The organism is Aliiroseovarius marinus (assembly GCF_004360145.1).
GTDB classification, from domain to species: Bacteria; Pseudomonadota; Alphaproteobacteria; order Rhodobacterales; family Rhodobacteraceae; genus Aliiroseovarius; species Aliiroseovarius marinus.
This window is the reverse complement of sequence record NZ_ML178712.1, coordinates 619,339-645,779: the sequence shown is the minus strand read 5'-3', so window position 1 is coordinate 645,779 and position 26,441 is coordinate 619,339. Positions and strand designations below refer to the sequence as shown.

26 protein-coding genes and 1 tRNA gene are annotated in these 26,441 nt (G+C 61.0%); 15 read left to right on the top strand and 12 right to left on the bottom strand.

What is annotated here, in order from left to right; genetic code table 11:
- Positions 1–29 precede the first annotated feature (29 nt).
- Positions 30–839, bottom strand: coding sequence for a porin (locus tag EOL43_RS03305; RefSeq protein WP_133485474.1), 810 nt, complete (start codon positions 837–839; stop codon positions 30–32).
- A 295-nt stretch (positions 840–1,134) separates the two neighbouring features.
- Here EOL43_RS03305 and EOL43_RS03300 point away from each other — a divergent pair, with 295 nt between their 5' ends.
- From EOL43_RS03300 to holA, 4 genes are all read left to right on the top strand, one after another.
- Positions 1,135–1,647 carry a DUF3576 domain-containing protein gene (locus EOL43_RS03300; protein WP_133485472.1) on the top strand — a complete coding sequence of 171 codons (513 nt, stop codon included), beginning with the start codon at positions 1,135–1,137 and terminating at the stop codon, positions 1,645–1,647.
- 73 nt (positions 1,648–1,720) lie between these two features.
- Positions 1,721–4,276 carry a leucine--tRNA ligase gene (gene leuS, locus EOL43_RS03295; RefSeq protein WP_133485470.1) on the top strand — a complete coding sequence of 852 codons (2,556 nt, stop codon included), beginning with the start codon at positions 1,721–1,723 and terminating at the stop codon, positions 4,274–4,276.
- Positions 4,263–4,760 (top strand): LPS assembly lipoprotein LptE, encoded by a 498-nt coding sequence (lptE, locus tag EOL43_RS03290; RefSeq protein ID WP_133485468.1) that lies wholly within the window; start codon positions 4,263–4,265, stop codon positions 4,758–4,760. The genes leuS and lptE overlap by 14 nt, the downstream gene beginning before the upstream one ends.
- On the top strand, positions 4,757–5,782 hold the full coding sequence (gene holA, locus EOL43_RS03285; RefSeq protein WP_133485466.1) for a DNA polymerase III subunit delta: 1,026 nt from the start codon (positions 4,757–4,759) through the stop codon (positions 5,780–5,782). The genes lptE and holA overlap by 4 nt, the downstream gene beginning before the upstream one ends.
- Here holA and EOL43_RS03280 read toward each other — a convergent pair.
- Together EOL43_RS03280 and EOL43_RS03275 are read right to left on the bottom strand one after the other, a co-directional pair.
- Positions 5,779–6,954 (bottom strand): TIGR03862 family flavoprotein, encoded by a 1,176-nt coding sequence (locus EOL43_RS03280; protein WP_133485464.1) that lies wholly within the window; start codon positions 6,952–6,954, stop codon positions 5,779–5,781. The genes holA and EOL43_RS03280 overlap by 4 nt on opposite strands.
- The gene (locus EOL43_RS03275; RefSeq protein ID WP_133485462.1) at positions 6,951–8,276 is read right to left on the bottom strand and encodes a mechanosensitive ion channel family protein; all 1,326 of its coding nucleotides are present in this window, start codon (positions 8,274–8,276) and stop codon (positions 6,951–6,953) included. The genes EOL43_RS03280 and EOL43_RS03275 overlap by 4 nt, the downstream gene beginning before the upstream one ends.
- A gap of 45 nt (positions 8,277–8,321) precedes the next feature.
- Here EOL43_RS03275 and EOL43_RS03270 point away from each other — a divergent pair, with 45 nt between their 5' ends.
- Positions 8,322–8,654 carry an HNH endonuclease family protein gene (locus EOL43_RS03270; protein ID WP_133485460.1) on the top strand — a complete coding sequence of 111 codons (333 nt, stop codon included), beginning with the start codon at positions 8,322–8,324 and terminating at the stop codon, positions 8,652–8,654.
- A gap of 18 nt (positions 8,655–8,672) precedes the next feature.
- Here EOL43_RS03270 and EOL43_RS03265 read toward each other — a convergent pair whose 3' ends face one another.
- Both EOL43_RS03265 and EOL43_RS03260 read right to left on the bottom strand, forming a co-directional pair.
- Entirely contained in the window at positions 8,673–9,284 is a 612-nt protein-coding gene (locus EOL43_RS03265; RefSeq protein WP_133485458.1) for an enoyl-CoA hydratase/isomerase family protein, read from the bottom strand.
- Positions 9,281–10,036, bottom strand: coding sequence for an SDR family oxidoreductase (locus EOL43_RS03260; RefSeq protein ID WP_133485456.1), 756 nt, complete (start codon positions 10,034–10,036; stop codon positions 9,281–9,283). The genes EOL43_RS03265 and EOL43_RS03260 overlap by 4 nt, the downstream gene beginning before the upstream one ends.
- A 116-nt stretch (positions 10,037–10,152) precedes the next feature.
- On the opposite strand from EOL43_RS03260, the gene EOL43_RS03255 reads away from it, so the two are divergent.
- From EOL43_RS03255 to EOL43_RS03240, 4 genes are all read left to right on the top strand, one after another.
- Entirely contained in the window at positions 10,153–11,499 is a 1,347-nt protein-coding gene (locus EOL43_RS03255) for a TldD/PmbA family protein (protein WP_133485454.1), read from the top strand.
- Positions 11,486–12,277: an inositol monophosphatase family protein gene (locus tag EOL43_RS03250; RefSeq protein WP_133485452.1), complete on the top strand. Its 792-nt coding sequence runs from the start codon at positions 11,486–11,488 to the stop codon at positions 12,275–12,277. The genes EOL43_RS03255 and EOL43_RS03250 overlap by 14 nt, the downstream gene beginning before the upstream one ends.
- A gap of 81 nt (positions 12,278–12,358) precedes the next feature.
- Positions 12,359–13,399 carry a LacI family DNA-binding transcriptional regulator gene (locus tag EOL43_RS03245; RefSeq protein WP_240686438.1) on the top strand — a complete coding sequence of 347 codons (1,041 nt, stop codon included), beginning with the start codon at positions 12,359–12,361 and terminating at the stop codon, positions 13,397–13,399.
- 36 nt (positions 13,400–13,435) lie between these two features.
- Positions 13,436–13,512, top strand: a tRNA-Arg gene (locus tag EOL43_RS03240).
- 65 nt (positions 13,513–13,577) lie between these two features.
- On the opposite strand, the gene EOL43_RS03235 is transcribed toward EOL43_RS03240, so the two are convergent.
- A complete protein-coding gene (locus EOL43_RS03235) occupies positions 13,578–14,429 on the bottom strand; it encodes a 1-acyl-sn-glycerol-3-phosphate acyltransferase (RefSeq protein ID WP_133485450.1) in 852 nt (283 codons plus the stop codon).
- Between the two features lie 188 nt (positions 14,430–14,617).
- On the opposite strand from EOL43_RS03235, the gene EOL43_RS03230 reads away from it, so the two are divergent.
- Entirely contained in the window at positions 14,618–15,547 is a 930-nt protein-coding gene (locus EOL43_RS03230) for a bile acid:sodium symporter family protein (RefSeq protein ID WP_133485448.1), read from the top strand.
- On the opposite strand, the gene EOL43_RS03225 is transcribed toward EOL43_RS03230, so the two are convergent.
- Complete coding sequence (locus tag EOL43_RS03225; RefSeq protein WP_133485446.1) at positions 15,544–16,401, bottom strand: LysR family transcriptional regulator; 858 nt, start codon at positions 16,399–16,401, stop codon at positions 15,544–15,546. The genes EOL43_RS03230 and EOL43_RS03225 overlap by 4 nt on opposite strands.
- Before the next feature lie 106 nt (positions 16,402–16,507).
- Here EOL43_RS03225 and EOL43_RS03220 point away from each other — a divergent pair, with 106 nt between their 5' ends.
- The 5 genes from EOL43_RS03220 to EOL43_RS03200 are packed head-to-tail and all read left to right on the top strand — an operon-like array spanning position 16,508 to position 21,303.
- A complete protein-coding gene (locus EOL43_RS03220; protein WP_133485443.1) occupies positions 16,508–17,107 on the top strand; it encodes an amino acid synthesis family protein in 600 nt (199 codons plus the stop codon).
- Positions 17,079–17,858 (top strand): alpha/beta fold hydrolase, encoded by a 780-nt coding sequence (locus EOL43_RS03215; protein ID WP_133485441.1) that lies wholly within the window; start codon positions 17,079–17,081, stop codon positions 17,856–17,858. The genes EOL43_RS03220 and EOL43_RS03215 overlap by 29 nt, the downstream gene beginning before the upstream one ends.
- Positions 17,855–18,778, top strand: a complete 924-nt coding sequence (locus EOL43_RS03210; RefSeq protein WP_133485439.1) for a flavin reductase family protein — start codon at positions 17,855–17,857, stop codon at positions 18,776–18,778. The genes EOL43_RS03215 and EOL43_RS03210 overlap by 4 nt, the downstream gene beginning before the upstream one ends.
- 3 nt (positions 18,779–18,781) lie before the next feature.
- A complete protein-coding gene (locus tag EOL43_RS03205) occupies positions 18,782–19,816 on the top strand; it encodes an LLM class flavin-dependent oxidoreductase (RefSeq protein WP_133485437.1) in 1,035 nt (344 codons plus the stop codon).
- 8 nt (positions 19,817–19,824) lie between these two features.
- Positions 19,825–21,303, top strand: a complete 1,479-nt coding sequence (locus EOL43_RS03200) for an aldehyde dehydrogenase (protein ID WP_133485435.1) — start codon at positions 19,825–19,827, stop codon at positions 21,301–21,303.
- Positions 21,304–21,315: 12 nt separating this feature from the next.
- Here EOL43_RS03200 and EOL43_RS03195 read toward each other — a convergent pair whose 3' ends face one another.
- The 5 genes from EOL43_RS03195 to EOL43_RS03175 are packed head-to-tail and all read right to left on the bottom strand — an operon-like array spanning position 21,316 to position 26,275.
- On the bottom strand, positions 21,316–22,347 hold the full coding sequence (locus tag EOL43_RS03195) for a histone deacetylase family protein (protein ID WP_133485433.1): 1,032 nt from the start codon (positions 22,345–22,347) through the stop codon (positions 21,316–21,318).
- A gap of 60 nt (positions 22,348–22,407) precedes the next feature.
- Complete coding sequence (locus tag EOL43_RS03190) at positions 22,408–23,436, bottom strand: extracellular solute-binding protein (protein WP_133485431.1); 1,029 nt, start codon at positions 23,434–23,436, stop codon at positions 22,408–22,410.
- A gap of 18 nt (positions 23,437–23,454) precedes the next feature.
- Positions 23,455–24,261 (bottom strand): ABC transporter permease, encoded by an 807-nt coding sequence (locus EOL43_RS03185; protein WP_133485429.1) that lies wholly within the window; start codon positions 24,259–24,261, stop codon positions 23,455–23,457.
- A complete protein-coding gene (locus EOL43_RS03180; RefSeq protein WP_133485427.1) occupies positions 24,258–25,184 on the bottom strand; it encodes an ABC transporter permease in 927 nt (308 codons plus the stop codon). Before EOL43_RS03180 ends, EOL43_RS03185 begins: the two co-directional genes overlap by 4 nt.
- Positions 25,184–26,275, bottom strand: coding sequence for an ABC transporter ATP-binding protein (locus tag EOL43_RS03175; RefSeq protein WP_133485425.1), 1,092 nt, complete (start codon positions 26,273–26,275; stop codon positions 25,184–25,186). The genes EOL43_RS03180 and EOL43_RS03175 overlap by 1 nt, the downstream gene beginning before the upstream one ends.
- Positions 26,276–26,441: the final 166 nt, after the last annotated feature.

Genomic DNA, 26,441 nt, shown 5'->3' with positions numbered 1-26,441 from the left:
CTCTTCCCTTACCAAATAATCCGTTAGGATTAGAAGGTCATGATGATGCCCAGATCGGCAACAGTGGTGCCTGCAACTTCTGCAACACCGGCGTTAACCGAAGCGCCGCCGCCCAGATCGTATCCAATGCCCAGGCCGAAAGCTTCGTCAGTGCCGTCGTTGCCGTAAGCAACAGTCACGGAAGTTGCGCCCATGGCGTAGGTTGCGTCGATGCCGTACGATTCAGCCGAGGTGTCGCTGTTCTTAGCGAACAGAGCGTTCACACCGAAGTCGCCGAACGAAGCGCCAGCGCTGATGGCGTATACGGTGTCGCCAGCTGCATCTTCAACACCAGCTGCGAATTTGTAGTCACCCATCGAGTAACCAGCAGCAATCGCCCAATCGCTTCCGCCGTCCAGCTGAGCCGAAGCTGCAACCGAGAAGTCGCCGAACGAACCTTGATAAAGGAAGTCTGCGCCCGAGGTGCCTTTCTGAGTTTCACCCAGGTTGTCAACACCCAGACCCGAGTAGCCAACATCAGCCAGGCCACCAACAGTTGCGTCAACAGCGTTGTCGATATCACCAGCCGACAGTTTGCCGAAGCCGCCTTCGATGTAAGCCGAAGAAGCGTCAACAGCGCCACCGGTGGTGCCGGTGGTGATGTCGAACGATGCGCCGAACGACAGGCCACCATCGGTTTCGCCAGCCATCGATACCGACAGAGTGGTGTAGTGGTTAGCAGCCCAGTCAGTACCATCATAAATGACACCAATGCCAGCTTCACCCGAGAAGCTGATTTCAGCAGCAGCGAAACCAGCCGAAGCGACCAGAGCGGTCGAAGCGAAGAGAATCTTTTTCATTTGTTTTCCCTCATGAATTTTAGAGTTCGCCTCAATTCAGGGGAATCCGAATTGAGTATGCATCGTTCAATCTACCTTTCCGCCGCTCATTGCAAGCCGACTGAAACTTCGAAAACCGAATGTGGGGCTTATTGGTGCTTCTATGCCACAGTTTATTTCCCGCAGTCGGCGAAAACCCGCAATATCAAGCGATTCTATTATTATTAGGCCGATATACGGCACTTGGGAAAACGCTTGCCCGCCTGCAGGGGCTTATATACTAACAAGAAGAAACTTTTGCTTATGGGGCTGTTTAATGGGCATCCTTAGAACGTCTGCTTTTGGTCTGTCATTGATCGCCGTACTTGGCCTTTCTGCCTGTGGTGGCAGCCGTGGCTCTGTTGGATCGGGCAATATTTTCGGTGGAGGCTCGAACGAACAACAAGGTGGTGGGCTTGGTCACACCCCTGAAGTCGAAGAGCCGCGCGAAACCATCTGGGATCTGTTCAAGAACGTCGACGACCCCAACACCACGGTGGAAGTAAACCGCTATATCTGGAATGCAGCGCTGGATGTGCTGAACTTCCTGCCGGTGCAGGCCGCTGATCCGTTCTCGGGTATTATTGTGACGGGCTATGGCCGTCCGCCAGGTGGTGGCGCATCGTACAAAGCCACCGTCTATGTACGTGACCCCGCGCTGGACGCGCGCTCGCTGTCGGTTGCGCTGTATACACGCGGTGGCCCTGCCAGCGCCGAGGCCGTCCGCAAGGTCGAGGACGCGATCCTGACTCGCGCACGCCAACTACGTATTCGTGACGGCAAGCTCTAGACCCGGAACGACCAGACTTATAAGACATGCGCCGGGCCCATAGCCCGGCGTTTTCACATCAAGGACCTGACGAATGTCGCGATACACTGCCGCAGATATCGAACCGAAATGGCAAAAAGCCTGGGACGAGGCCGGAATCTTCACCGCCAAGCGCGATGAAACGAAGCCGAAATATTATGTGCTCGAGATGTTCCCCTATCCGTCGGGCCGCATCCATATGGGTCACGTGCGCAACTACACGATGGGCGACGTGATCTCGCGCTATAAATCGTCCTGCGGGTTCTCGGTCCTGCACCCGATGGGCTGGGACGCCTTCGGGATGCCCGCCGAAAACGCGGCGATGGCGCAGGGCGGCCACCCCGGCACATGGACCTATGACAACATCAAGACCATGAAAGGTCAGATGCGTCCGCTGGGTCTGTCGATTGATTGGAGCCGCGAATTTGCCACCTGTGACCCGGAATATTACGGCCAGCAGCAGGCAATGTTCATCGACTTCATGGAAAAAGGACTGGTTTACCGCAAGAACGCCACGGTGAACTGGGATCCGGTCGACATGACGGTTCTGGCCAACGAGCAGGTGATTGACGGCTGCGGCTGGCGCTCGGGTGCGCCTGTGGAACGTCGCGACCTGACGCAATGGTTCTTCAAGATCTCGGATTACTCGGGCGAACTTCTGGACGCGCTGGACGGTTTGGACAACTGGCCCGAGAAAGTGCGCACCATGCAGGCCAACTGGATTGGCCGTTCGCAGGGTCTGCAATTCTCGTTTGAACGCACAGATGGTGGCGAACCGATCGAGGTCTATACGACCCGCCCTGACACGCTGAACGGTGCCAGCTTTGTCGGCATCTCGCCCGACCACCCGATCTCGAAGGCGCTGGAAGCGGACAACCCCGAAGTCGCCGCCAAACTGGCCGAAATGCGCAAAGGTGGCACCACCGAAGAAGCCATCGAAACCGCCGAGAAGCTGGGCTATGACACCGGCATCCGCGTGAAACACCCGCTGAACCCGAATTGGGAGCTGCCGGTCTGGATCGCCAACTTCATCCTGATGGACTACGGCACCGGCGCGATTTTCGCCTGTCCGGCCCATGACCAGCGCGACTTGGACTTCTGCCGCAAGTACGATCTGCCGGTCGTGGACACGTTCCTGTCTCTGGACGATCCGAAGCCCGTTGAAAACGAGGCCTTCGTGCCGCCGAAAACCGAAAAGGTGAAATGGGTCGACCACTTCGCCGGTCTGGACGAGGCCACGGGCGAGGAAGCCATTGACGCCACGGTAAAATTCGCCGAAGCCGCCGGCTGGGGCACGGGTGTCGAGAAGTTCCGCCTGCGCGACTGGGGCCTGAGCCGCCAGCGTTACTGGGGCTGCCCGATTCCAGTCGTCCACTGCGACGATTGCGGCGTGGTGGCCGAGAAGAAAGAGAACCTGCCGGTTAAACTGCCCGAGGATGTGTCGTTCGACACCCCCGGCAACCCGCTGGACCGTCACCCGACGTGGCGCGACTGCGCTTGCCCGTCCTGTGGCAAGCCCGCCACGCGTGAAACCGACACGATGGACACCTTCGTCGATTCGTCCTGGTACTACGCGCGCTTTACCTCTCCGAACGCGGCGACGCCGACCGATCTGGAAGAAGCCTCCTATTGGATGAATGTTGACCAGTATATCGGCGGGATCGAGCACGCGATCCTGCACCTGCTGTACTCGCGCTTCTTCGCCCGCGCGATGAACATCTGCGGCCACCTGCCCGACACGGCGCGCGAGCCGTTCAACGCGCTGTTCACGCAGGGCATGGTGACCCACGCGATCTACAAGAACGACGAGCGTACAGATGAAAACGGTCGCGCGATCTATCATTACCCCGAAGAAGTCGAGGAACGTGATGGCGAGATGGTCGTCTCGGAAACCGGCGAAAAGGTCAAAGTGATCCCCTCGGCCAAGATGTCGAAGTCAAAAAACAACGTGGTCGACCCGGTAAACATCATCGAAGCCTTCGGCGCCGACACCGCTCGTTGGTTCGTGCTCAGCGATTCGCCCCCCGAGCGGGACGTGGAATGGACGGCATCCGGTGCAGAAGCTGCCGCCAAGCACTTGGCCCGTGTTTATGCCACCGCCGTAAAGATCACGGATATGGACGACGCGGACGGTAATGATGAAGAGCTGCTGCGCGCGATGCACAAGGCCATCCACGATGTGACGATGGGCATCGAAAGCTTCGGCTTCAACGCCGCCATCGCCAAGCTCTACGCCTTCCAGAACGCCATTTCGAAATCGAAAGCAGGCGGCAAGGCGCAGAAGCAGGCCATGCGCACCATGGCACAGCTGATGTCGCCCATGACCCCGCACCTCTCGGAAGAGGTCTGGTCGATGCTGGGTGGCGAAGGTCTGGTGGCGCAGGCCGCATGGCCCGTCGCGGACGAAGCCATGTTGGTCGAGGATACCGTCACCCTGCCGATCCAGATCAACGGCAAACGCCGTGCGGAAATCAGCGTGCCCAAGGACATGGACAAAGCCGAGGTTGAAAAACTCGCGCTGGCCGAGGATGCTGTCGTCAGGGCGCTGGACGGAAAGGCCCCGAAGAAAGTGATCGTTGTTCCGGGACGTATTGTGAATGTCGTGGTCTAATCGCCGCCATTTCCTGAAAATCACCGCCGCTGCCGCGCTTTTGTCCGGCTGCGGCTTTACGCCGGTCTATGCGCCGGGCGGATCTGCTGACGGGTTGCGCGGGGCGGTAACCATCGCCGAACCCAGCGATTCGAACAGCTACGAGTTCGTGAAGCGGATGGAAGAGCGGTTGGGGCGCAACCTCTCGGCCCCGTATCGTTTGGACTATACGATCACCACACGCTCAGAAGGCGTTGGTGTGACGCCCGCACAGGAAATCACCCGCACACAGGTATTGGGCGCGGTTGAGTTTAGCGTGACCTCGGTTGCTACGGGCGATGTGGTCGAAAAAGGCACCGTGTCCAACTTCACGTCCTACTCGACCGAAGGCTCCACCGTATCGACCGCAGCGGTCGAACGCGACGCGAATCGCCGCCTGATGGTTCTGTTGGCCGATCAAATCACCACGCGCTTCTCGGCCACGTTCTCGGGCTGGGGCGAATGAAGCTTTCCCCCCGGGACGCCAGCGGCTATTTCGCCAAGCCCGATCCCAAGCGGATGGGCGTGCTGATTTTCGGGGCGGATGCGATGCGTGTGGCGCTGAAGCGGCAAGAGCTGATTGCCAACCTGATCGGCCCCAATGGCGAAGACGAAATGCGCCTAACCCGCATTCCCGCCGCCGAGCTGCGCAAAGACCCCGCGATGCTGTCGGACGCAATCAAATCGCAAGGTTTCTTCCCCGGCCCGCGTGTGGCCTTTGTCGAGGACGCCACCGACACGCTGGCGAAAATCATCACCCCCGCCATTGCCGACTGGCAGGACGGCGACGCGCAGGTTGTGGTGACGGCAGGATCGCTGACCGCACGATCCGCGTTGCGCAAACTGTTCGAGGGCCACCCGAACGCCTATGCAGCGGGCATCTATGACGATCCCCCCACGCGCGACGAGATCGAGGCCGACCTGAAGCGCGCCGGCATCGCACAGGTCAGCCCCGAGGCGATGAACGACCTGATGGGCCTGTCGCGCGATCTGGATCCCGGCGACTTCCGGCAAACGGTCGAGAAGCTGGGGCTGTACAAACTGTCCGATCCCACGCCCGTCAGCCCTGACGATGTGCTGGCCGTTGCGCCTGCCTCGACCGAGGCGGCGTTGGACGACCTCTTGCACGCGGTGGCCGAGGGGCGCGCAGGCGAAATAGGCCCTATTCTTGCCAATCTACAGGCCCAAGGCGTCGCCGCCGTGGGCCTGTGCATCGGTGCCACCCGCCATTTCCGCGCGCTTCACGGGGCCAGCTCTGATCCGGCAGGACCGGGACAAGGCATCAACCGCCTGCGCCCGCCCGTGCATTTCAAATCCCGTGACCGGATGGTGCGGCAAGCCAATAAATGGGGTCTGCGGCGGTTGGAACAGGCGCTGGAAGTACTGATCGACACGGACCTTACCCTGCGATCGGCCCAAAAAGCCCCGCAGATGGCGCTGATGGAACGAACCCTGATCCGCTTGGCGATGATGGGTGGACGGCGTTAGCGCGTGGTGTATGCCGCCGCAGCACGTCCCGCATGACGCCCCGTAGCAAAACAGGTGGTCAACAGATAGCCGCCGGTCGGGGCTTCCCAATCCAGCATTTCACCGCAGGCAAACACACCCGGCAGGGCTTTGAGCATCAGCCCGTCATCCAGCGCCTCGAACGGCAAACCGCCTGCGGTCGAGATCGCCTCGTCCATCGGGCGCGGACCTTGATGGGGGATCGGCAGGGCTTTGATCAGGGCAGCGAGTTCAGCAGGATCAGAGGGCAAAGGCCGCGAAAACTCCTGCATTAGAGACGTTTTTGCCGGGTCCAGTTTCAATGTCTTGCGCAGGTGGTTGGACAGGCTGGCCTTGCCGCGTGGGCGGGAGAGACGGGCGGTGATGTCCTGAAGGCTGCGCCCGGGGAGCAGGTCCAAAGTCAAAGGCGCCCCGTCGCGCATCGCACGGCTAACGGCATAAATCGCGGACCCCTCGATGCCCCGCGACGAGATGACGAACTCGCCCAGCACAGATAGATCCCCAGCAGTGACGCGTACGGATTTCACAGGCTGGCCGAAGTGGCGCGCCATATGGTCGCTCCACGCGACGATGAAGCCCATATTGGCGGGCTGGAACGGCGCGCAGGAAACACCGTTTTGGGCAAGAATAGAGACCCATTCTCCATCCGATCCCAACCGCGCCCAGCTGGCCCCGCCCAGTGCAAGGACGGTGACGTCTGACCGTATGGTTTGCGGGCCTTCCGGCACGTCGAAGCGCATCGCGCCGCCTTCAATGCCGACCCAACGCCAGTTCCGGCGCAGCTCCACCCCGGCCTGATCCAACCGCGCCAGCCAATTGCGCAGCAGGGGTGACGCCTTCATCACCTTGGGAAAAACACGCCCCGACGACCCGGTAAAGACCTCTTGCCCCAGCTCACGCGCCCAGTCCTGAACCGCGTCTGGACCGAACCCGGCTACAGTATCTCGCAGGCTGTCTGGTCCATGAATATGGGACAAAAACGCTGAAATAGGCTCTGATTTTGTCAGGTTCAGACCCGACTTTCCGGCCATCAGGAACTTGCGCGCGGGGGAAGGCTTGGCGTCGGCCACCACAACGGACAGCCCAGCTTTCGCCAGCTCCTCCGCCGCCATCAGCCCTGCCGGACCTGCCCCAATGACCAGCGCAGTTTTCACGAGGATTTGGCCCCATCACCCAGCATCTCGACCACGCGGTGCGGATAGGGGATTTCGATGTCGTTCGCCTTGAGCGCTTTCCAGATCTGCATCATGACGCGCGGCGTGAACTTGTTGCGGCCATCGTCGATGCCGTTCACCCAGAACTCCAACGCGAAATCGACGCCGCTGTCGCCAAAGGCGCGCAGCTCGCAATCGGGCATGTGTTCTTCAGTATCGGACAGAACGAAATCCAGTTCGGCCACGGCTTTTTCGATGATGTCCGGCACGGCCTCAATGTCGGCCTTATAGCTGACCGAGAACGGCGCCTCGTAGCGATTGGCGCTGCCCGCATCCGAGTAGTTCACCACGCGGGTGGTGATGAAATGCTCGTTCGGCACCACGATCCATTTGCCGTCAAACGTCTCTAATATGGCGGCGCGGGCGGTCATTTTGACGATCGTGCCGGACTCGCCCCCGTCCAATTCAACGTAATCCCCGACGGTCGCCTGCCCTTCCAACAGAAGGATAATGCCCGAGATAAAGTTCGAGGCAATTTGCTGCAGCCCGAAGCCCAGCCCGACGCCAATCGCGCCCCCAAGCACGGCGAGCGAGGTCAGATTGACCCCCATGATGTTCATCAGGATCAGGAAGGCGGCGCCGAAGATCGCAATCTCGGCCGCTTTGACGGCGAGCTCGCGGGTGGCGGGGCGCATCTCTTCCTGTTTCTTGATCGCTTGTGCGGTTTGGTCGTTGGACCAGCGCCCTAGCCAGAAGATGACGCCGCCCAGAACCGCAAATCGAATGGCAAACAGCAGCGAAAAGCTCATGTTGCCCAGCGGAACGACGGTTTCGTCCAGCTTGGTCGTCACCAGATCCAACAGCCCGACGGTATAGAGCGCAGCCATTGGGATCAGGATGTATTTGCCCAGCAGTTTCAGGAACGGATCCTTGATGATCTCACGCGCGAAGGCGCGCACGGCGAGGAACAGGAACACGCGTTTCCCGAAGGCGATCACCGCGCCAGAGCCAAAGATCGAGCGCGTGACCTGCTCGCCCATCGCAGTAAACGCCCAAGCCAGAAGCGGCATGGTCAGGGGCAGGAAGATCAACGCGAACAGGCGAACCTTAGCAATCGGATGATTGCGGTCACCATTCGGCGTCAGAATGCGAGTCAGGAAAGGTTCGAGCTTCTTATCGGTATAGCGCGCGGCCAGATAGGCAACGACCAAGAGCCCGAACTGAGACCACGCGGCGGGCGACAGCAACCAGCCTTCCGCGATCTCCCACCCCTGGTTCAGATAATCCAGCGCGGTGTCCACGATCTGAGGTCGATTTTCCATCTGCTTTTCCTTGCCTTCACGCGATCACTGATAAAACCTTTGGAAATGGATAGCGGTTTGACCTCAAAGGGCAAGGCTTCCTTGCCGGAATGCGCGCTGTGCGGGCGCGTGATTCCGCCGGATGTGGCGCAAAGTCAGCATCATCTTGTGCCGAAGCTGAAGGGTGGGAAAGGCGGGGAGACAGTGCTGCTGCACCAAATCTGCCACAATCAGATTCACCTTGAACTGAGCGAGGCCGAACTGGCGCGCAGCTATCATACACCTGAGGCCTTACGCGCCCATCCGGGGCTTGCCAAGTTCATCCGATGGGTCGCCAAACGCCCGCCGGATTTCTACGCCGTCACCAAAGGGGCACGGCGTAGGAAAGGGCGGGGATAGGCTTAAATAGAGCCTATATCAGGGGACCATCCGCTTCATCGCCGCCACATGATCAGCGCTTTGCGATCGGGCGTGGTCGGCAAGCTCTAACGCGGCGTCCATCAAACCCTCGGGCGCGACCACGCGGTCGATCAGACCCCAGGACAGCGCCTCGTCTGTCTGGATTTTCTGACCCGCCATCAGGATCATCTTGGCCCGCGCAGGACCGACCAGCGCAGACAGGCGTGCGGGGTCAGAGGGCTGGGGCAAGTAGCCCAGTTTCATCACCGGATAGAAAAACTTAGAGCTGGGGACAGAGATCCGCAGATCACAGGCCAAGGCCATGCCAAAAGCGCCCCCTGCCAGCGTGCCGTTCAGGGCGGCGATGGTCAGACAAGGTGCGGCGGCGATGGCGCCGGACAGACGCTCCCACACATCGTCGGTGGCCAAACCAGCCTTCGCCTCGTCCAGATCCGCGCCAGCGGAAAACACCTTGCCCGCGCCGGTCAGCACCAACACGCGCGCATCCCCCGCCGCGTCCTGCGCGATCTGGGCAAGCCGTTCCAACATCGCTTTGGTCAGCGAGTTCGCCTTGTCCGGGCGGTTGATGGTGACCACCCAGACGCCATTTTCTTTCGTGAGTTCGATCATCCGAATACGTTCGCTCTTTTCCTAATATCCATGTCGCGTAGCGAGATTTCCTTGCCCAGAAACTCGTCTGCATCATCTGTGCACATCCACAACAGCGCGCGGGCAGGCCATTCGGCGGGGATGTGTTCTTCCCAGTTCAGTCGCGCCACCGCGTTGATGCCCGAGGCTTTGATCTCGCGCTGCATCTGCGTCGCGACGGTGCCCGGCGACAGACCGATAGCGCGGATGCCCTTCCCAGCGGTTTCCAGGTGAAGCGCCCGGTTGAACATGTTCACCCCGGCCTTCGAGGTACAGTAATGCGCCCAACCTTCCAGAGGGTGATGCGCAGCCCCGGAACTGATTGTCAGGATTGACCCCCAGCCCTGTTCGATCATGTGTGGCAAAGCCGCTCTTGCGCCGTAATAGACACCTTTCAGGTTCACATCGATGACGTGGCTCCACCCCTCGGGATCCGAGGTTTCAAGCGGGCCGATGGGTTCGATTACGCCCGCATTGTTGATCAGCACATCCACGCTGCCAAAGCGCCCGTGGGCCATATCAATGGCGGCTTTCACTTGGCTCCAATTCGACACATCACAGGTGACGGCCAAGGCACGTTCGCCAATGGATTCCGCGATGGCTTGGATCTGGGCCGCGCTTCGGGCGGTCAGCACCACGTTGGCACCTGCCTGCGCAAAGATGTGCGCGGCGGCTTCTCCGATCCCGCGGCTTGCGCCCGTGATCACAACGGTTTTCCCTGTCATATCATGCATATGCTGCCCTCCCTTCCTTTAATGCTAGCGCAGCATTCACGCAGATGCCAGAGACACATCTTGCGAGCGCGGGGTGCAGGGGTTACCTGAGAGGCACGCAATTGAAAGGACGCCCCATGCGCGCATCGCTTGATAGCCTGACCCAACAGCTTTTGGACGCCGCCCGGAAGGCCGGAGCGGACGCGGCGGATGCGTTGGCGGTGGATGGCACGTCGGTGTCGATTGACGTGCTGAACGGCAAGCTAGAGCATGCGGAGCGCTCCGAGGGCGTGGATATCGGTCTGCGCGTGATGCTGGGGCAGCGTCAAGCCTGTGTATCGGCATCGGATGTGTCCGAGGCAACCATTGAAGCGATGGCCGAACGCGCCGTGGCAATGGCTAAGGAAGCCCCCGAAGATCCCCATATTGCACAGGCCGATCCGGCTGATCTGGCGAGCGAGTGGGATTTGGAGGCCTTGGAAATGGCCGACCCCAGCGCCGAGCCCGACCCGGCCGCGCTGGAACGCGATGCGCTGGAGGCCGAAGCCGCCGCGCTGGCCGTCAACGGCGTATCTCAGGTCAGCAGTTCGTCGGCAGGTTATGGGCGGCATCAGTTCCATCTGGCGTGCTCGAACGGGTTTTCTGGGGGCTATGGCCGCACCAACCGCGCAATCTCGACCGTGGCGATCACCGGCGAAGGCGCGACGATGGAACGTGACTATGCCGGCGAAATGCGCATCTTTCAGGCCGATCTGCCGAGCGCGGAAGAGATCGGCACCAAGGCGGGTAACCGCACCGTGGAACGTCTGGGCGCGAAGAAGCCGCCCACAGGCGCCTATCCGGTGCTCTATGACGAACGCATCTCGGCGTCTTTGATTGGACATCTGCTGAGCGCATCGAACGGCGCAATGATTGCGCGCGGCTCGTCCTGGCTGCTGGATGCGTTGGGCGAACAGGTGTTGCCCAACGGCATCGACTTGATCGAGGATCCGCACCGCAAACGTATCTCAGGCTCGCGCCCGTTTGACGGCGAAGGTCTGCCCACGCAACTGCGCAAGATCGTCGATAACGGACAGCTGACCGGCTGGACGATGGACATCGCCACGGCGCGCCAACTGGGGATGCAAAGCACCGCCAGCGCGTCACGCGGGACGTCTGCACCGCCCTCGCCGTCAATCTCGAATGTGGCTCTAACGCAGGGCAATTTGACGAAAGATGACCTAATCGCCCAGATGGGGACCGGGCTGTTGGTGACCTCGATGATCGGGTCCACGATCAACCCGAACACGGGCGATTATTCGCGCGGCGCGTCGGGCTTCTGGATCGAGAACGGCGAAATTGCCTATCCCGTCAACGAATGCACCATCGCGGGCAATCTGCGCGACATGCTGAAGCGGATCATTCCGGCGAACGACGCGGAGCCGCATCTGAGTCGCATGATCCCCAGCTTGCTGGTTGAAGGGATGACCCTTGCCGGTGACTGATGATCTGAAACTTCTGATCGACGCGGCGGAAGCGGCGGGCAAGATCGCGTCCGGTTTCTTCCACGGCGCGGCCGAACGCTGGGACAAGCCCGGCGGCCAAGGCCCCGTGACCGAAGCGGATTTGGCCGTGGATCGCATGTTGCGCAACGAATTGACCGGTGCCCGCCCCGGCTATGGCTGGCTGTCGGAAGAGACCGAAGACACACCCGCCCGCCTTGAGGCCGAACAGGTGTTCATCGTCGACCCCATCGACGGCACACGCAGCTTCATCGAGGGCTCGACCACGTGGGCGCATTCGCTGGCTGTGGCGCGCAACGGTATCGTCGAAGCCGCCGTGGTGTATTTGCCGGAACGTGGCAAGCTTTATGCCGCCGCGCGCGGGCAAGGCGCGACCCTGAATGACACCCCCCTGACGGTCAGCCCGAAGACCCAGATCGAAGGCGCCACCGTTCTGGCGGCAAAGCCCAACTTGAACCCCAGTTTCTGGCGGAATAGAGACGTTCCTCCGGTCGAGCGCGTGTTCCGCAGCTCGCTGGCCTATCGCCTATCCCTGGTGGGCGAGGGTCGATTTGACGCGATGATGACACTGCGGCCCACGTGGGAATGGGATGTTGCTGCAGGGGCGCTGATCGTCGAAGAAGCAGGCGGCAGAGTGACCGATCAGGTCAAAGGATCGGCGCGCTTCAACAACCCGCATCCGCAGCTGCGCGGCATGGTCGCGGGCACCCCACCCGTGCAGGACGCGCTGGTTAAACGGTTAGCGGAACCGTTAGTCTAACATCCCTTTGAAATTGGGGCATTGCCAAGCGGCTTTCTATCGCTAACATACGGCAACCCTCATACGTTCAAGGATGCCTAAGTGACAGACAGACAGACCCCCCCGAACCGCCGCCCATTGACCCTTCGTGACGTGTCTGAAGCCTCGGGCGTCAGCGAAATGACGGTCAGCAGGGTGTTGCGAAATCGGGGCGATGTCAGCCAGGCAACCCGCGACCGCGTATTGGAAGCCGCGAAAGAGTTGGGATACGTGCCCAACAAGATTGCCGGTGCACTTGCCTCGCAACGGGTGAACCTTGTGGCCGTGATCATTCCGTCCCTATCCAACATGGTCTTCCCCGAAGTGATGATGGGCATCAACGAGATCCTAGACGAAACCCCGTTGCAACCCGTTGTGGGCGTCACGAATTACGACCCCAAACGCGAAGAAAAAGTGCTGTACGAGATGCTGTCGTGGCGTCCCTCAGGCGTGATTATCGCAGGGTTAGAGCATTCTGACGCCGCCAAGGCGATGCTAAAGGCCGCTGGCATTCCCGTGGTCGAGATCATGGACACCGACGGCGAAGCAATCGACGCCTGCGTGGGCATTTCCCACCGTCGCGCGGGCCGCAAGATGGCCAAGGCCATTCTGAAAGCGGGCTACAAGAACATCGGCTTCCTTGGCACGAAGATGCCGCTGGACCACCGCGCCCGTAAGCGCTTTGAAGGCTTCACCGAGGTGCTGGCCAAAGAAGGGATCGAGATCGCGGATCGCGAATTCTACGAGGGCGGATCGGCGCTGGCCAAAGGTCGCGAGATGACCGAGGTCATGCTGGAACGCACGCCCGAGCTGGATTTCATGTATTACTCCAACGATATGATCGGCGCGGGCGGGCTTTTGTACTGTCTGGACAAGGGCATCAGTGTCCCGGGGCAGATCGGCCTTGCGGGCTTTAACGGGGTCGAGCTTCTGGACGGTCTGCCGCGCCAACTGGCCACGATGGACGCCTGCCGCAAGGAAATCGGCCGTGCCGCGGCCCAGATCATCGCGGACCGCAGCACCGAAGCCGGTGACACCGGCGGGGGCGAACGGATCGAGCTTTCCCCGAAGATCGAAGCCGGCGAGACCCTGAAACGCCGCTAGACAAGCCCGAACCGCTTGCCTATTTCCTGCGCAAACGGCCCCGTGGCTCAACTGGATAGAGCAGCCCCCTCCTAAGGGGCAGGTTGCAGGTTCGAATCCTGCCGGGGTCACCATGCGATTATCAAAAAACCATCGTTTCGAGCTGGGCTAGACTGACTTTGTGCCCTGTATCCTGCCCTTAGTCAGGTCGATACAGTCCCGGAATCAACTCTTCCGCCAGCGCTTGCAGCGCTTCCGGCGTTGATCCAGGCGGTTGGACGGAGCCATAGCGGACCTCATAGCTACCACCCAGTTTCGCCAGCAGCTCTGACACATAGCGCAGCGAGGCGACCTCGCGGCCGATATATTCGTTGTTGCCGCTTAGAATGCGGGCGAGCTTTCGGGTGCGGTAGTAATGGCGCGAGTTTCGAAGATCGGCAGATGCGGGCACGATCGGGGCGCCCGTTTCCGCAGACACACGGGTGATGCCGGTGCGCCACGGGGGTTCGACCAGCAGCCCCTTGGCCATATCCGCCACGCGTCCAGATCCGAAGACCAGCAGAGCGCCACCTTCTTCCAGATGCGCCTGCATGTCGGCCCGGGTCTGCCGCGCGCCCAGCACCTTGTCCGACCGGTCAAGGTCCACCGCAACGATGCGCTCGGCGCCCAGAAACCGCTGCGCCTCGCGGTTGGCGACGACTTTCAGATCGGGCCGGTGATCCAGCAACGCACCCGCGTGCGAGATGAAATCGAACGTCCCAACGGGATGCGTGGCCCCAATGATCACCGCGCCTTGGGTGGGGATGTTTTCAATCCCATGTGTGGTGATCTGGGTGCCACCCTGCATCTCTAAAAGCGCCTTCACCAGATCCGGGCCTGTGCGGCCATCGAGGTCTCGCAACACCTGTTCCGTTTCGCGCAGCGCAAAGAAGGCCTGCCCCGTCAGGGTGCGACTGAACAGATCGACGGACCCCATCAGAAGGCGCAAACCCTTCAGCCGGAAATGCGCACGCTCGGTCAGCCGAAGGCGCGCGCGCAACAGCTCGTCCATTGGGTTTTCAGTCTTCTGTCGGGGCAAAATCGGCTCGGCGCATGGAAGTGGAAATCCAAGACTGCAATCCCACCGCCCCCGCGGTCAATTCGTTTATTGCTTGCCCAAAGGGTGGTGGGTGTTCAAAACTTGACCTGTCGCCAATCGGTTACAGGCCGAGACGGCAAATAAGGGACGGGGGACGCAGCATGAGTACACCAGCACAAGCTGGCATTGACGAGGTGATGCTGAACTTCTCGCCCACAAGCCTGCAGATCCTGAACGCCGTGCTTGCGATCGTCATGTTCTCGATCGCGATTGACCTGAAACCCAGTGATTTCAAGAAGCTGGCACGGGATCCAAAGCCCCTGCTGACCGGGTTGGCATCGCAATTCCTTGTGCTGCCTGCACTGACTTTCTGTCTGGTTCTGGCGACCACCCCGCGCCCGTCGATTGCCTTGGGCTTGATGCTGGTGGCGGCCTGTCCGGGGGGCAATATCTCGAACTTCATCACCCATCGGGCAGGCGGGAACGCAGCGCTTTCCGTGTCGATGACCGCCTTTGCGACGATCTTTGCGATCCTGCTGACGCCGATCAACATCGCGTTCTGGGGCAGCCTCTATGAACCGACGCGGGCGATCCTCCGGCAGACCTCGATTGATCCGGTGTCGGTGGCGATCACCGTGGGCGTCATGCTGGTGCTGCCCTTGTGCCTTGGGGTGATCCTGAACGCCAAGCGGCCCGACATTACGCGCCGACTGCGCACACCGCTTCAGTATCTGTCGATGGGGATTTTCATCGCCTTCGTGGTGCTGGCGCTGGCCGCGAACTGGGCGTTGTTCTTGGAGTATGCCGAGGCCGTCGCCGCCCTTGTCATCGCCCACAATGCCCTTGCACTGGGGGCCGGGTTTGCTGTCGCCACGCTGGCCGGACTGTCCGCCTTTGATCGCCGCGCCATCATGATCGAAACCGGCATCCAGAACTCCGGCCTTGGGCTGATCCTGATCTTCGGGTTCTTTAGCGGGCTGGGCGGGATGGCCGTGGTCGCGGCGTTTTGGGGGATCTGGCACGCGGTGTCGGGTCTAGCGCTGGCTGGGATACTGGCACGCGGGGGCGCGATACATCCGTCCTATTCCTAGGCTTGATCCGCCGCGTTCGACAGCACATCCAGCAGCCACGCGCGGAAATCGACCGCGGCGGGGTTCTGGTCATTGACCGACAGGTAATAGCCTTCGTTGCTGGGGATCGAGGCCGGGTGGGCGCGGGTCAACTGGCCCGTGTGCAGCGCATTTTGGATCAACAGCTCGCTGACCAGCGCCACGCCATTTCCTTCCGCCGCAAGGTGCAGGGCCATGCCGAATGAGTCCGCGAACAGCGTCGGTTCACATCGCCCGCCGATCTGCTCTGACCAGCTTTTCCACCCGCCCGAGGTGCCGACAGCCTCGATCAATGGCAAGTCTTCCAGCGCACCGGAAAGAGTCGGAGATTTCATTGCAACCAGCCCGTCCGGCGTCAGTAACTCGGCATTCTTGCCGACCTGTTTGGCGGACCCAAAGCGGATTTCCACATCCGCGCGCGAGGCGTTGAATTCGTCTGGCCAGATCGCGCTGAGGAACCGCACGCGGACATTCGGATGCGTTCGGGTGAAGCTCTGCAGATGCGGGGCAATGATCCATTGCGCGACGCTGACCGAGGTCGCGATGGTCAACAGGTTCTGGGTCGGGCCCGCGTCGAACACCTCGGTCGCGGCGGCAAGGGTGCCCAGCGCGGCACCCACCTGCGGCAGCAATTTACGCCCGTCATCGGTCAGGGACAACCCGCGTGCATGGCGGGTGAACAGCGACACGCGCAGCCGCGATTCCAATGCTTTCACCTGCTGGCTGACCGCCGATTGGGTCAGCCCAATCTCATCCCCCGCAGCGGTGAAACTAAGATGCCGGGCGGCGGCTTCAAAGGCGCGAAACCATGTCAGCGGGGGAAGCGATTTCTTCATGGGTCAAACCAGCCATTAGTCTTTTTAATACCTAAGCCAGCAAATCTATCATTTGTCAAAATATCAGGGCGTTCCGATGATGTCGGCCAGCGAATAGGAGACCCAAATGACGCCCGAAATCCGCAAAATCGTAACCTATGACGAAGAGGTTCTGATCGAGGGGTTCAAGCCCGCCGACACCCCGTGGCGCATGTTCGCCGTGGCCGCCGTGGTCAAGAACCCGTGGGCCGGGCGCTTTGTCGAAGACCTGAAGCCCGAGATCCACGCCTTTGGTCCCGTGCTGGGCGAGATGATGACCGAACGCATGATTGCGTTGGCCGGAAGCGGTGACGCGATCGAGGCCTATGGCAAAGCCGCCGTCGTCGGTCTGGATGGCGAGGTCGAGCATGCCTCGGGACTGATCCACACCCTGCGGTTCGGTAATTTCTATCGCGAGGCCGTGGGCGCGAAATCCTATCTGGCGTTCACCAACACCCGTGGGCCTGCGAACGCGCCGATCATGGTGCCGTTGATGGACAAGAACGACGCGGGGCGCCGCTCGCATTACCTGACCTTGCAGTTCGCGATCCCAGATGCGCCGCGCGCGGACGAGATCGTCGTGGTGCTGGGGGCAGCCACCACCGGACGTCCCCATCACCGCATCGGCGACCGCTATCAGGACCTGAAGGATCTGGGCCATGACCTGGACAACCCGGCCGCGGTCTGATCACGCCACCCTGTCCGCGATCACCGCTGGGCAGGGGGCGACCATTCTGTTCATCCACGGCGTCGGCCTGCGGGCCGAGGCATGGGGCGCGCAACTGGACGCGCTGTCGCCGCACTATCACGTGGTGGCCGTGGACATGCCGGGACATGGGGACAGTACCCTGCCCGCGGGCGATCTGAGCCTGTCCGATTACACCGACGCCATCGCTGCCGGGATCGACAGGCCGGTGATGGTGGTCGGGCATTCTATGGGCGCGATGATCGCGTTGGACATGGCGATCCGGCATCCTGAAAAGGTGCAAGGCGTTGTGGCCCTGAACGCCATCTTCCGCCGCCGCCCTGACGCCTCGGACGCGGTGCAGGCCCGCGCGGCCAGTTTGGATGGGGTCAGCATGGCGGACCCCTCGGGCACGTTGGAGCGGTGGTTTGGCACCGACGCCTCGCCCGAGCGGGACGCTTGCCACACGTGGCTGAGCGAGGTGAACCCGGCGGGCTACAAAGCCGCCTACACGATCTTCGCCCATCAGGACGGGCCGGGCACGGATGCCCTGAACACCCTGCACTGCCCCGCCCTGTTCATGACCGGCGCGGACGAGCCGAACTCAACCCCCGCCATGTCACAAGCCATGGCCGCACTGGCCCCGAAAGGTCGCGCGCTGATCGTAGAGGGCGCCGCGCACATGATGCCGATGACCCATGCCGCTGACGTGAACGCGGCCCTTCAGGACTTCGCAAAGGAGCTTTGGCCATGACCGAGTTTGATCCCCGCGCCCTGCGCCAGGCCTTTGGCCGTTTCATGACCGGCGTCACCGTGGTCACGACGCGTACGCCCGATGGCGCGCCCTTCGGCTTCACCGCGAACTCGTTTTCATCGGTGTCGATGGACCCGCCCCTGCTGCTCGTCTGCCCCGGCAAGTTCCTGTCATCCTTCGATGCTTTCGCAAGCAGCATGCATTTTGCCGTGAACATTCTGGCCGAGGGGCAGGAAGACGTGTCCAACACCTTCGCCAGCTTCAAGGGCGACCGCTTTGCCCAAGTCAGCCATCGCGACGACGCCAATGGCATCCCCCTGATCGACGGCGCGATTGCGCAGTTTTCCTGCGCCACGTGGAAATCCCTGCCCGCAGGCGACCACCAGATCCTGATCGGAAAGGTGACGGATTTTGCCCAGTCCGAGGGCCCCGGCCTTGGCTATGCGGGCGGGCAGTATTTCAGCCTCGGGCTGGAACGCGCCGCGTTGGAACAGACAGAAGGCCGCGCGATTTGCGGGGCCATCATCTCGGTCGGCGATGCGGTGCTGCTGGAGCAGACGCCCGACGGATACCGCCTGCCGCAGATCGAGCGTTCGGACCGTGGGCAGTTGCGGCAAGGGCTGCAGGACGATCTGGCTACACGCGGGATTTCGGCGCGGTTGGGACCGGCGTACTCGGTCTATGACGACGCCAGCCGTGGCCAGCACTTCGCCTATTTCCTTGGCACCAGCGACGACGTGCAAGTGGACGCGCCCCTTCAGGCCATTCCCGTCGCCGACCTTCCGACCCTTACTTACACCACCCCCGCCATCGCCGACATGATGGCGCGGTTTGCCCTTGAATTCCGCACCCGCAGCTTTGGCCTTTATCTGGGCGATGCAAAGCGCGGCGATGTGCATGCTCTGTCAGAAAGGACCTGATCCATGGAATTTTCGCTGTTCGCCCATATGGAGCGCATCACCCCCGACCAGTCGCAAGCGCAGTTGAATGACGAATTCATCGAGCTGTGCAAAATGGCCGACGACGCCAAGATGCGGGCGGTCTGGACCGGGGAACATCACGGGATGGATTTCACCATAGCTCCGAACCCGTTTCTGACGCTGGTCAATCTGGCCCACCACACCAAGCATGTGCGCCTTGGCACCGGCACGGTAATCGCGCCCTTCTGGCATCCGATCAAACTGGCAGGCGAGGCCGCGTCGGCGGACCTAATGACCGACGGGCGGATTGAACTGGGCATCGCGCGCGGGGCGTATTCCTATGAATATGAACGTCTGATGCCGGGTCTGGACGCGTGGGAGGCCGGTCAGCGGATGCGCGAGATGGCCCCTCTGGTCCCGCAGCTGTGGAAAGGCGATTGCGCCCATGAAGGCGAGTTCTTCCAGTTCCCCGCCACAACCTCGGCCCCGAAACCCGCACAGGAGGACGGTCCGCCGATCTGGATCGCCGCGCGTGACCCCAATAGCCACGAATTTGGCGTGCAGAACGGCTTCAACATTCAGGTCACCCCGCTATGGCAAGGGATCGAGGAAATCGAAAGCCTGATGGAGCGTTTCAACGCGGCGTGTGACGGCTATGACGGCAAGCGCCCGAAGATCATGCTGCTGCATCACACCTATGTGGGCAAAGACGCGGCGGATGTGGATCAGGCGGCGAAAGAGCTGTCGCGCTTCTATTGCTATTTCGGCGCGTGGTTCCAGAATAAGCGTCCGGTCAGTCAGGGTCTAATTCAGGAGCTGACCGAGGAAGAGATGGCCGCGAACAAAATTATGGCGCCCGAGAACCTGAAGCGCGATCTGACCATCGGCACCGCGCAGGAGGTCATCGACCAGATCAAACGCTACGAAGATTTGGGCTATGATGAGTATTCATTCTGGATCGACAGCGGCATGAGCTTTGAACGCAAGCGCGAGTCGCTGGCGCGGTTCATCGACGACGTCATGCCAGCGTTTCAGTGAGGGATCAGATGGAACAAAAACCGCATTATCAGCTGTTTATCGACGGTCAATGGTCCGATGGGGCCGACGGGCAGGTCATGGCCACGCAAAACCCGGCGACGGGGGAAGATTGGGCGACATTTGCCTGTGCCGCGCCCTCGGATGTGGATCGAGCGATCGCCGCCGGGCGTCGGGTTCTGAACGACCCGGCGTGGCGCGACATGACGCAAACTCAGCGGGGCAAACTTCTGTATCGTCTGGCCGAACTGATCGAGGAAAATGCCCAGCGCATTGGCGAGATCGAGACGACAGACAGTGGGAAACTGTTGGCCGAAACCTCGTCTCAGTCGGCCTATGTCGGCGACTATTACCGCTACTACGCGGGACTCGCGGACAAGATCGAAGGGGCGGTTTTGCCCATAGACAAGCCCGACATGCATGTCTTCACCAAGCGCGAGCCCATCGGCGTGGTGGTCGCCATCGTGCCGTGGAACGCGCAGATGTTCCTGACCGCGACGAAGCTGGGTCCGGCCTTGGCAGCGGGCTGTTCTGTGGTGCTGAAAGCGTCTGAAATCGCGCCTGCCCCGATGCTGGAATTCGCACGTCTGATCGGGCAGGCAGGCTTCCCGCCCGGCGTCGTGTCAGTCATCACGGGGGATGCAGAAAACTGCGCCATCCCTCTGACCCGCCATCCGGATGTGGACCGCATCGCCTTTACCGGAGGGCCGGAAACCGCGCGGCATGTGGTGCGTAACTCGGCCGAAAACTTCGCGGTCACCTCGCTGGAACTGGGCGGCAAATCCCCCATTCTGGTGTTTGAAGACGCGGATCTGGACGGCGCGGCCAATGGGCTGATCGCCGGGAACTTCGGGGCCTCGGGGCAAAGCTGCGTGGCGGGGTCGCGCGGGTTGGTGCATCGGTCGATCTTTGATGCGCTTGTGCAGCGGATCGAAGAGAAGATGCAGCCGGTTGTCATCGGCGACCCGTTGTCGGCGGACACCCATATCGGCCCGCTTTGCACGGCGGCACAGGTGCAAACCATCGAAACCACCCTGCAAGCCGCCCGCGACGGCGGGGCAACCATCCGGTTCGGAGGCGCGCCCTTGGACCGCCCCGGCAACTACATGGCGCCAACGCTGGTCGAATGCCCCAACACCGACGTTGAGACCTTGAAGGTCGAGATGTTCGGGCCGGTTATGTCCCTGATCCCCTTCGACACGGAAGAGGAAGCCATCGCCATCGCCAATTCCACGCCCTTCGGGCTGGGATCCGGCGTCTTCACCGAAAACGTCGCCCGCGCGCATCGCGTGTCGGCGCGGCTGAAGGCGGGGATTTGCTGGGTGAACACCTATCGCGCCGTGTCGCCGATTGCACCCTTCGGTGGCTATAACCAGTCCGGCTATGGCCGCGAGGCGGGGCTTGAGGCAGTGTTGGATTACACCCGCACGAAAACCACGTGGATCAGCACCTCGGACAAGCCGATGGCCAATCCGTTTGTGATGCGGTGAGGGGTGGGGCACTTACGCCCCGCCTTCAAATCCCTGCAGCACGTTCACAGCGTTAATGCCGATCTCGTCGATGTCATAGCCGCCCTCCATGACAAACAGCGTGGGCAGGTTCAGCGTGGCGATATCCGCGCCATAGGTGGTGAAATCGTCACTGGTCAGCTTGAAAAAGCTGATCGGGTCGGTTTCGAACGTGTCCACCCCAAGTGAGATGATCAGCACATTGGGCGCATAGTCCGCCACGCGGGCCAGCGCGTCCGACAGCGCCGCGCGCCATGCCGGGAAACTGGTGCCGGGCGGCAGGGCATAGTTCACGTTGAAACCTTCACCTGCGCCTGTGCCTGTCTCGTCCTCGTGGCCAAGGAAGTGCGGGAACGCGTCCATCGGGTCGCCGTGGATCGACAGAAACAGCACATCATCACGGTCATAAAAGATGTCCTGCGTGCCGTTCCCGTGGTGGAAATCCACGTCCAAAATGGCGATCCGTTTCGCACCCTTGTCCAGCAGGTATTGCGCAGCGACGGCGGCGTTGTTCACGAAGCAGTAGCCGCCGAACATATCGATGGCCGCATGATGCCCCGGCGGGCGGCAGAGCGCGAATGCGGAAGTCGCACCCTGACGGATCCGCTCGGCCCCGGTCAGGGCGACTTGCGCGGCGGCATAGGCGGCCTCCCATGTACCCTCGGAAATTGAGGTTTCGCAGGCGAGCGCGTAGTAGCCCAGCTTGCCCTCGATATGGCGCGGGATGTGGGAGGACATGCGGCGGGCGGGCCAGACTGTGGTCAATGCCTCGCCCTTGAAGCCTTCGGCGACCCATTCGTCCCACGCGGTTTGCAGGAAATCCACAAAGCCTGCGTCATGCACCGCCAAGATCGGCTCCATCCCGAAATCATCGGGGTCCGAGATCGGGCCCAGCCCCACCTGACGCACCCGGTCGATAATGTATTCGGCGCGCGAGGGGCGTTCGAAAGGCTCGACCAGCTCGCCCCCACACAGTTCGGTCTTGGAGTTTCGCAGGCGATGTTTCTCGGTAAAGATGGTTTCCATTCCGGCCTCCGCAGATAGAAAAAGGGCGGCCCGGAAGCCGCCCCTTACCGTCATTAAGACTTACTTTTTCACGTTGGTCCAGATCTGGTCATAGACGGCCTGAGTGGCTTCGTCGCAGACCTCGATGAACGCGCCCTGACCGGCGGTGGCGGGCGGGTTGGCTTCCGGCAAGGTCGCCAATTCAGGGTCAAGGAAATCACCCACACCGCTGACGCCCGCGCCATAGCGCGCATAGTTCGATACCGCGGCGATGTTCTCTGGCTGCAGCAGGAAGTCCATGAATTTCAGTGCGTTATCGCGGTTGGGCGCGTCTTTCAACAGAACCACGTTGTCCATCCAGACCACATAGCCCTGCGTCGGGAAGGCGTATTGAAGCGATGCTTTTTCCGCCCGCGCCTTCGCGCCGAACCCGTCATAGATCATGCCGACCGCCACATCGCCCGAGACCAGAACCTCTTTCGCCGTGTCCGAGTTGAACGAGGCCCAATGCGCCTTGGCGTTGACCAGCATCTCGTTCAGCGCTTTCAACTGCTCGCGGTCGGACGAACACTGCGGGATGCCCATGTGAAGCGAGGCCAGCGCCATGACTTCGCCTTGGCTGTCCAGCATGTTGATCTTGCCCGACAGCTCGGCCGGCGGATTGAACAGGATGTCGGTGGTGTTGATGTCGCCGCTATAGGCTTCGGTATCGACCGAGAACGCGGTGGAGCCCCACTGATACGGGATCGAATGCGTGCGGCCCGGGTCGAAACTTGGGTCGGCCCATTCCGGCGCGATGTTGCCTTTGTTGGCCAGCTCGCCATCCGCGATGGTATCTAGCAGCCCCTCGCCGGCCATGATCGCCACCATGTAGTCTCCGGGAACCGCCACGTCATAGGTGCCCATGCCGCCAGCCTTGAGCGATGCCAGCATCGCTTCGTTGGAATCGTAGGTGTCCATGGTGACGTTGATGCCCGTTTCAGCGGTGAACTTATCCAGCAGCTCCTGAGGCATGTATTCGAACCAGTGATAGACGACCAGATCGCCCTCGGCAGCGGCAGTATTGGCCATCAGGGCCAGCGCCATGGCAGATTGGGTAAGAAGTTTCATTGTGTTAGCTCCCTGTGATTATTTCGTATTGTCGGACTTCGATACGAAGTACGAGATGGTCACCATCACGATCGACACAGCCAGAAGCATGGTCGAGATCGCCATGATGTTGGGCTTGAGGCCCTGTTTCACCGATCCGAAAATCGCCGTGGGCAAGGTTTCCACCCCTGCACCTTTGACGAAGTTGGTGATGATGAAGTCATCCAGGCTGACGATGAAGGCCAGCAGGAAGCCCGAGATGATGCCGGGCATCATCAGGGGCAGCAGAACGCGGCGGAAGGCCTGTGCCTTGGTGGCGTAAAGGTCCATCGCGGCCTGTTCATAGGTATCCTCGATCCCCTGCATGCGGGCCTGAATGGGCAGATAGGCGAAGGGGATGCAAAAGGCGATGTGCGCCACAAGGATGGTCAGCAACCCGCGATCAAACCCAATAGAGTTGTAGAAGATCAGCAGCGCAACGGCGGTGACGATTTCCGGCACCATCAGGGGCAGGCTGATCAGCCCAAGGGATGCCGTGCGCAAGCGGAACTTTCCGCCCCGCACGATCGCCGTGGCGGCCAAGGTTGCGATTGTGGTCGAGATCGTGGCCGCAACGATGGCAATGACGAAGGAATTGATCGCCGCCTGTTTGAACTTGCCGCTTTCCGGCCCGACGAAAACGTCGGCGTACCAACGCAGCGACAGCCCTTCCCACACCGTGATCGATTTCGACGCGTTGAAGGAATAGACCGTCACGACGATCAGCGGCGCATAGAGGATGACCAAGCACAGCAAGGTCATGAACTTGAAGCCGGAATAGGTTTTTACATCGGTCTTGGCGCTCATGACGTGGCCTCCGCCTTGCGTTGCTGACGGGCGAAGATCAGCAAGATGATCAGAACCATGGTCAGCAGGATCATCGAGGCCGCGGCCCCGAACGGCCAGTTGCCTGCATTGCCTTTGAACTGCTCTTCAATCAGCGAGCCGATCATGAAGTTTTTGGCCCCGCCCAGCAGGTCAGGCGCAAGGAAGGCGCCCAGCGACGGGACGAAGACAAGGATACAGCCCGCAATCACGCCGGGTTTCACGGCTGGCAAAAGAATGCGCCGCAGTGTGGTCCATTTGGTGGCGTACAGGTCTGCAGCGGCCTCGGACAGCGCGAAGTTATAGCGCTCGACCGAGGCATAGATCGGCAGCACCATGAAGGGCAGGTAGCTGTAGAACAGGCCCAGCTGCACCGCGAGGTTGGTGTTGATGATATGCAGCGGGCTGTCGATCAGGCCGATGCTGATCAGGAAATCGTTCAACGGGCCTTGGTCGCGCAGCAGGAACTTCATCGACACGGTGCGGATCAGCAGGTTCACCCAGTAGGGGATGGTGATCAGGAACACCCACATGGCGCGGGTCCGCTCGGGCCGGGTGGCGATGAAATAGGCAGTCGGGAAGCCAATGATCAGGGACAGGATCGTCGCCGCCCCTGCCTGCCAGATCGAGCGCCAGAAGATGGTGATATAGGTCCATTCAATCGCGCAAGGCTCGTCCCCGAACAAGCCGCGATCACAGAAGAACTGGTCGTAGGCCTTCAGCGAGAACTCCCAGATCACACCGCCGCGGAATTCTTTCGTCAGGAAGGAATAGATCAGCATCATGCAGACCGGAGCCAGCACGAAGACGATCAACACCACCCATGACGGCATCAACAGCCAGTTGCGCGCGCCGGCATAGGTGTCTGCAGCAGACGAGCCGCCAGATGCCGCACCCCCCGCCATTAGTCGACCAACAGGCGTGCCGAGCCTGCCTCCATATTCACATAGGCCTGCGCGCCGGGTTCAAAGATCCGCTTGTTGCCGCGATCTGAATTCGAGGTGCGGACGGTGAAGTTGGGTCCATCATTCAGGTCGATGATGGTGGTGATGTCCGTGCCGATAAAGATGTTCTCGACGATGGTGCCCTTCAGGCTTTCCGATTCCGTCGGCTGGTCCGACAGGAACAGGCGTTCGGGGCGCACAGACATGTGCACTTTGGACCCGACGCCCACCTCGTCCACCGCGTTGCAGGTCAGCTCGTGCCCGCCGCCCAGATGGCAAATGGCACGCCCATCATTGATCGCATCCACGGACACTTCCAGCAGGTTGGTTTCCCCAATGAAGTCGGCCACAAACATGTTGCGCGGGCGTTCATAGATGTCCTTGGGTTCGCCCAGTTGCTGCATCCGGCCCGCCGACATGACGGCGATGCGGTCGGACATGGTCAGGGCCTCTTCTTGATCGTGGGTCACGAAGATGAAGGTGATGCCGGTTTCACGCTGGATGTGTTTCAGCTCGATCTGCATGGCTTTGCGCAGCTTCAGGTCCAGAGCAGAGAGAGGTTCGTCCAGCAACAGCACTTTGGGCGAAGGCGCCAGCGCGCGGGCAAGCGCCACGCGTTGTTGCTGTCCCCCCGACAATTGCGATGGCTTGCGGGCAGCGAATTGCGACAGCTGGACAAGCTCCAGCATTTCACCCGCACGGGCGCGGGCCTCGGATTTCGATTTGCCGCGCATCTCCAACCCGAAGCCCACATTGTCCAAAATGGTCATGTGCGGGAACAATGCATAGTTTTGGAACACCGTGTTCACCGGGCGCTGATGTGGGGGGAGGGTCGCAATCTCGTCGCCATAAAGGAAAATAGCACCTTCGGTCACGTCCTCGAACCCGGCGATCATCCGCAAAAGCGTGGTCTTACCGCAGCCCGAGGGGCCAAGCAGCGTGAAAAACTCGTTGTCGCGAATCCCGAGTGAGATCTTCTGAAGCGCCGTGAAATCGCCATAGCGTTTCACCGCATCGCGCACGTCCACCGCGATTTGGGCGTCGTCATTCATTGTGATCTCTCCGTCGTTTGGGAGATCTTGATACGTGCAAAGCAATGATGTCCCCCGATGGGGGATTGAGTTGTCCGCGCATGGTGACCTCCGAGTCAGTATCAAAAGGCTAGAAGCCGCGCGGCATTGGAAAAATACGTATCTTGCGAAGTTTGGCTTAGGCTTA

Coding starts and splice junctions, on each gene's coding strand:
- EOL43_RS03255 (WP_133485454.1), top strand. CDS start 10,153: ATGCGCGCATCGCTTGATAGCCTGACCCAACAGCTTTTGGACGCCGCC.
- EOL43_RS03190 (WP_133485431.1), bottom strand. CDS start 23,436: ATGAAACTTCTTACCCAATCTGCCATGGCGCTGGCCCTGATGGCCAAT.
- EOL43_RS03220 (WP_133485443.1), top strand. CDS start 16,508: ATGACGCCCGAAATCCGCAAAATCGTAACCTATGACGAAGAGGTTCTG.
- EOL43_RS03175 (WP_133485425.1), bottom strand. CDS start 26,275: ATGAATGACGACGCCCAAATCGCGGTGGACGTGCGCGATGCGGTGAAA.
- EOL43_RS03260 (WP_133485456.1), bottom strand. CDS start 10,036: ATGCATGATATGACAGGGAAAACCGTTGTGATCACGGGCGCAAGCCGC.
- EOL43_RS03185 (WP_133485429.1), bottom strand. CDS start 24,261: ATGAGCGCCAAGACCGATGTAAAAACCTATTCCGGCTTCAAGTTCATG.
- EOL43_RS03210 (WP_133485439.1), top strand. CDS start 17,855: ATGACCGAGTTTGATCCCCGCGCCCTGCGCCAGGCCTTTGGCCGTTTC.
- EOL43_RS03270 (WP_133485460.1), top strand. CDS start 8,322: ATGGATAGCGGTTTGACCTCAAAGGGCAAGGCTTCCTTGCCGGAATGC.
- EOL43_RS03305 (WP_133485474.1), bottom strand. CDS start 839: ATGAAAAAGATTCTCTTCGCTTCGACCGCTCTGGTCGCTTCGGCTGGT.
- EOL43_RS03215 (WP_133485441.1), top strand. CDS start 17,079: ATGACCTGGACAACCCGGCCGCGGTCTGATCACGCCACCCTGTCCGCG.
- EOL43_RS03225 (WP_133485446.1), bottom strand. CDS start 16,401: ATGAAGAAATCGCTTCCCCCGCTGACATGGTTTCGCGCCTTTGAAGCC.
- EOL43_RS03265 (WP_133485458.1), bottom strand. CDS start 9,284: ATGATCGAACTCACGAAAGAAAATGGCGTCTGGGTGGTCACCATCAAC.
- EOL43_RS03275 (WP_133485462.1), bottom strand. CDS start 8,276: ATGGAAAATCGACCTCAGATCGTGGACACCGCGCTGGATTATCTGAAC.
- leuS (WP_133485470.1), top strand. CDS start 1,721: ATGTCGCGATACACTGCCGCAGATATCGAACCGAAATGGCAAAAAGCC.
- EOL43_RS03180 (WP_133485427.1), bottom strand. CDS start 25,184: ATGGCGGGGGGTGCGGCATCTGGCGGCTCGTCTGCTGCAGACACCTAT.
- EOL43_RS03205 (WP_133485437.1), top strand. CDS start 18,782: ATGGAATTTTCGCTGTTCGCCCATATGGAGCGCATCACCCCCGACCAG.
- EOL43_RS03200 (WP_133485435.1), top strand. CDS start 19,825: ATGGAACAAAAACCGCATTATCAGCTGTTTATCGACGGTCAATGGTCC.
- lptE (WP_133485468.1), top strand. CDS start 4,263: ATGTCGTGGTCTAATCGCCGCCATTTCCTGAAAATCACCGCCGCTGCC.
- EOL43_RS03235 (WP_133485450.1), bottom strand. CDS start 14,429: ATGGACGAGCTGTTGCGCGCGCGCCTTCGGCTGACCGAGCGTGCGCAT.
- EOL43_RS03300 (WP_133485472.1), top strand. CDS start 1,135: ATGGGCATCCTTAGAACGTCTGCTTTTGGTCTGTCATTGATCGCCGTA.
- EOL43_RS03230 (WP_133485448.1), top strand. CDS start 14,618: ATGAGTACACCAGCACAAGCTGGCATTGACGAGGTGATGCTGAACTTC.
- holA (WP_133485466.1), top strand. CDS start 4,757: ATGAAGCTTTCCCCCCGGGACGCCAGCGGCTATTTCGCCAAGCCCGAT.
- EOL43_RS03195 (WP_133485433.1), bottom strand. CDS start 22,347: ATGGAAACCATCTTTACCGAGAAACATCGCCTGCGAAACTCCAAGACC.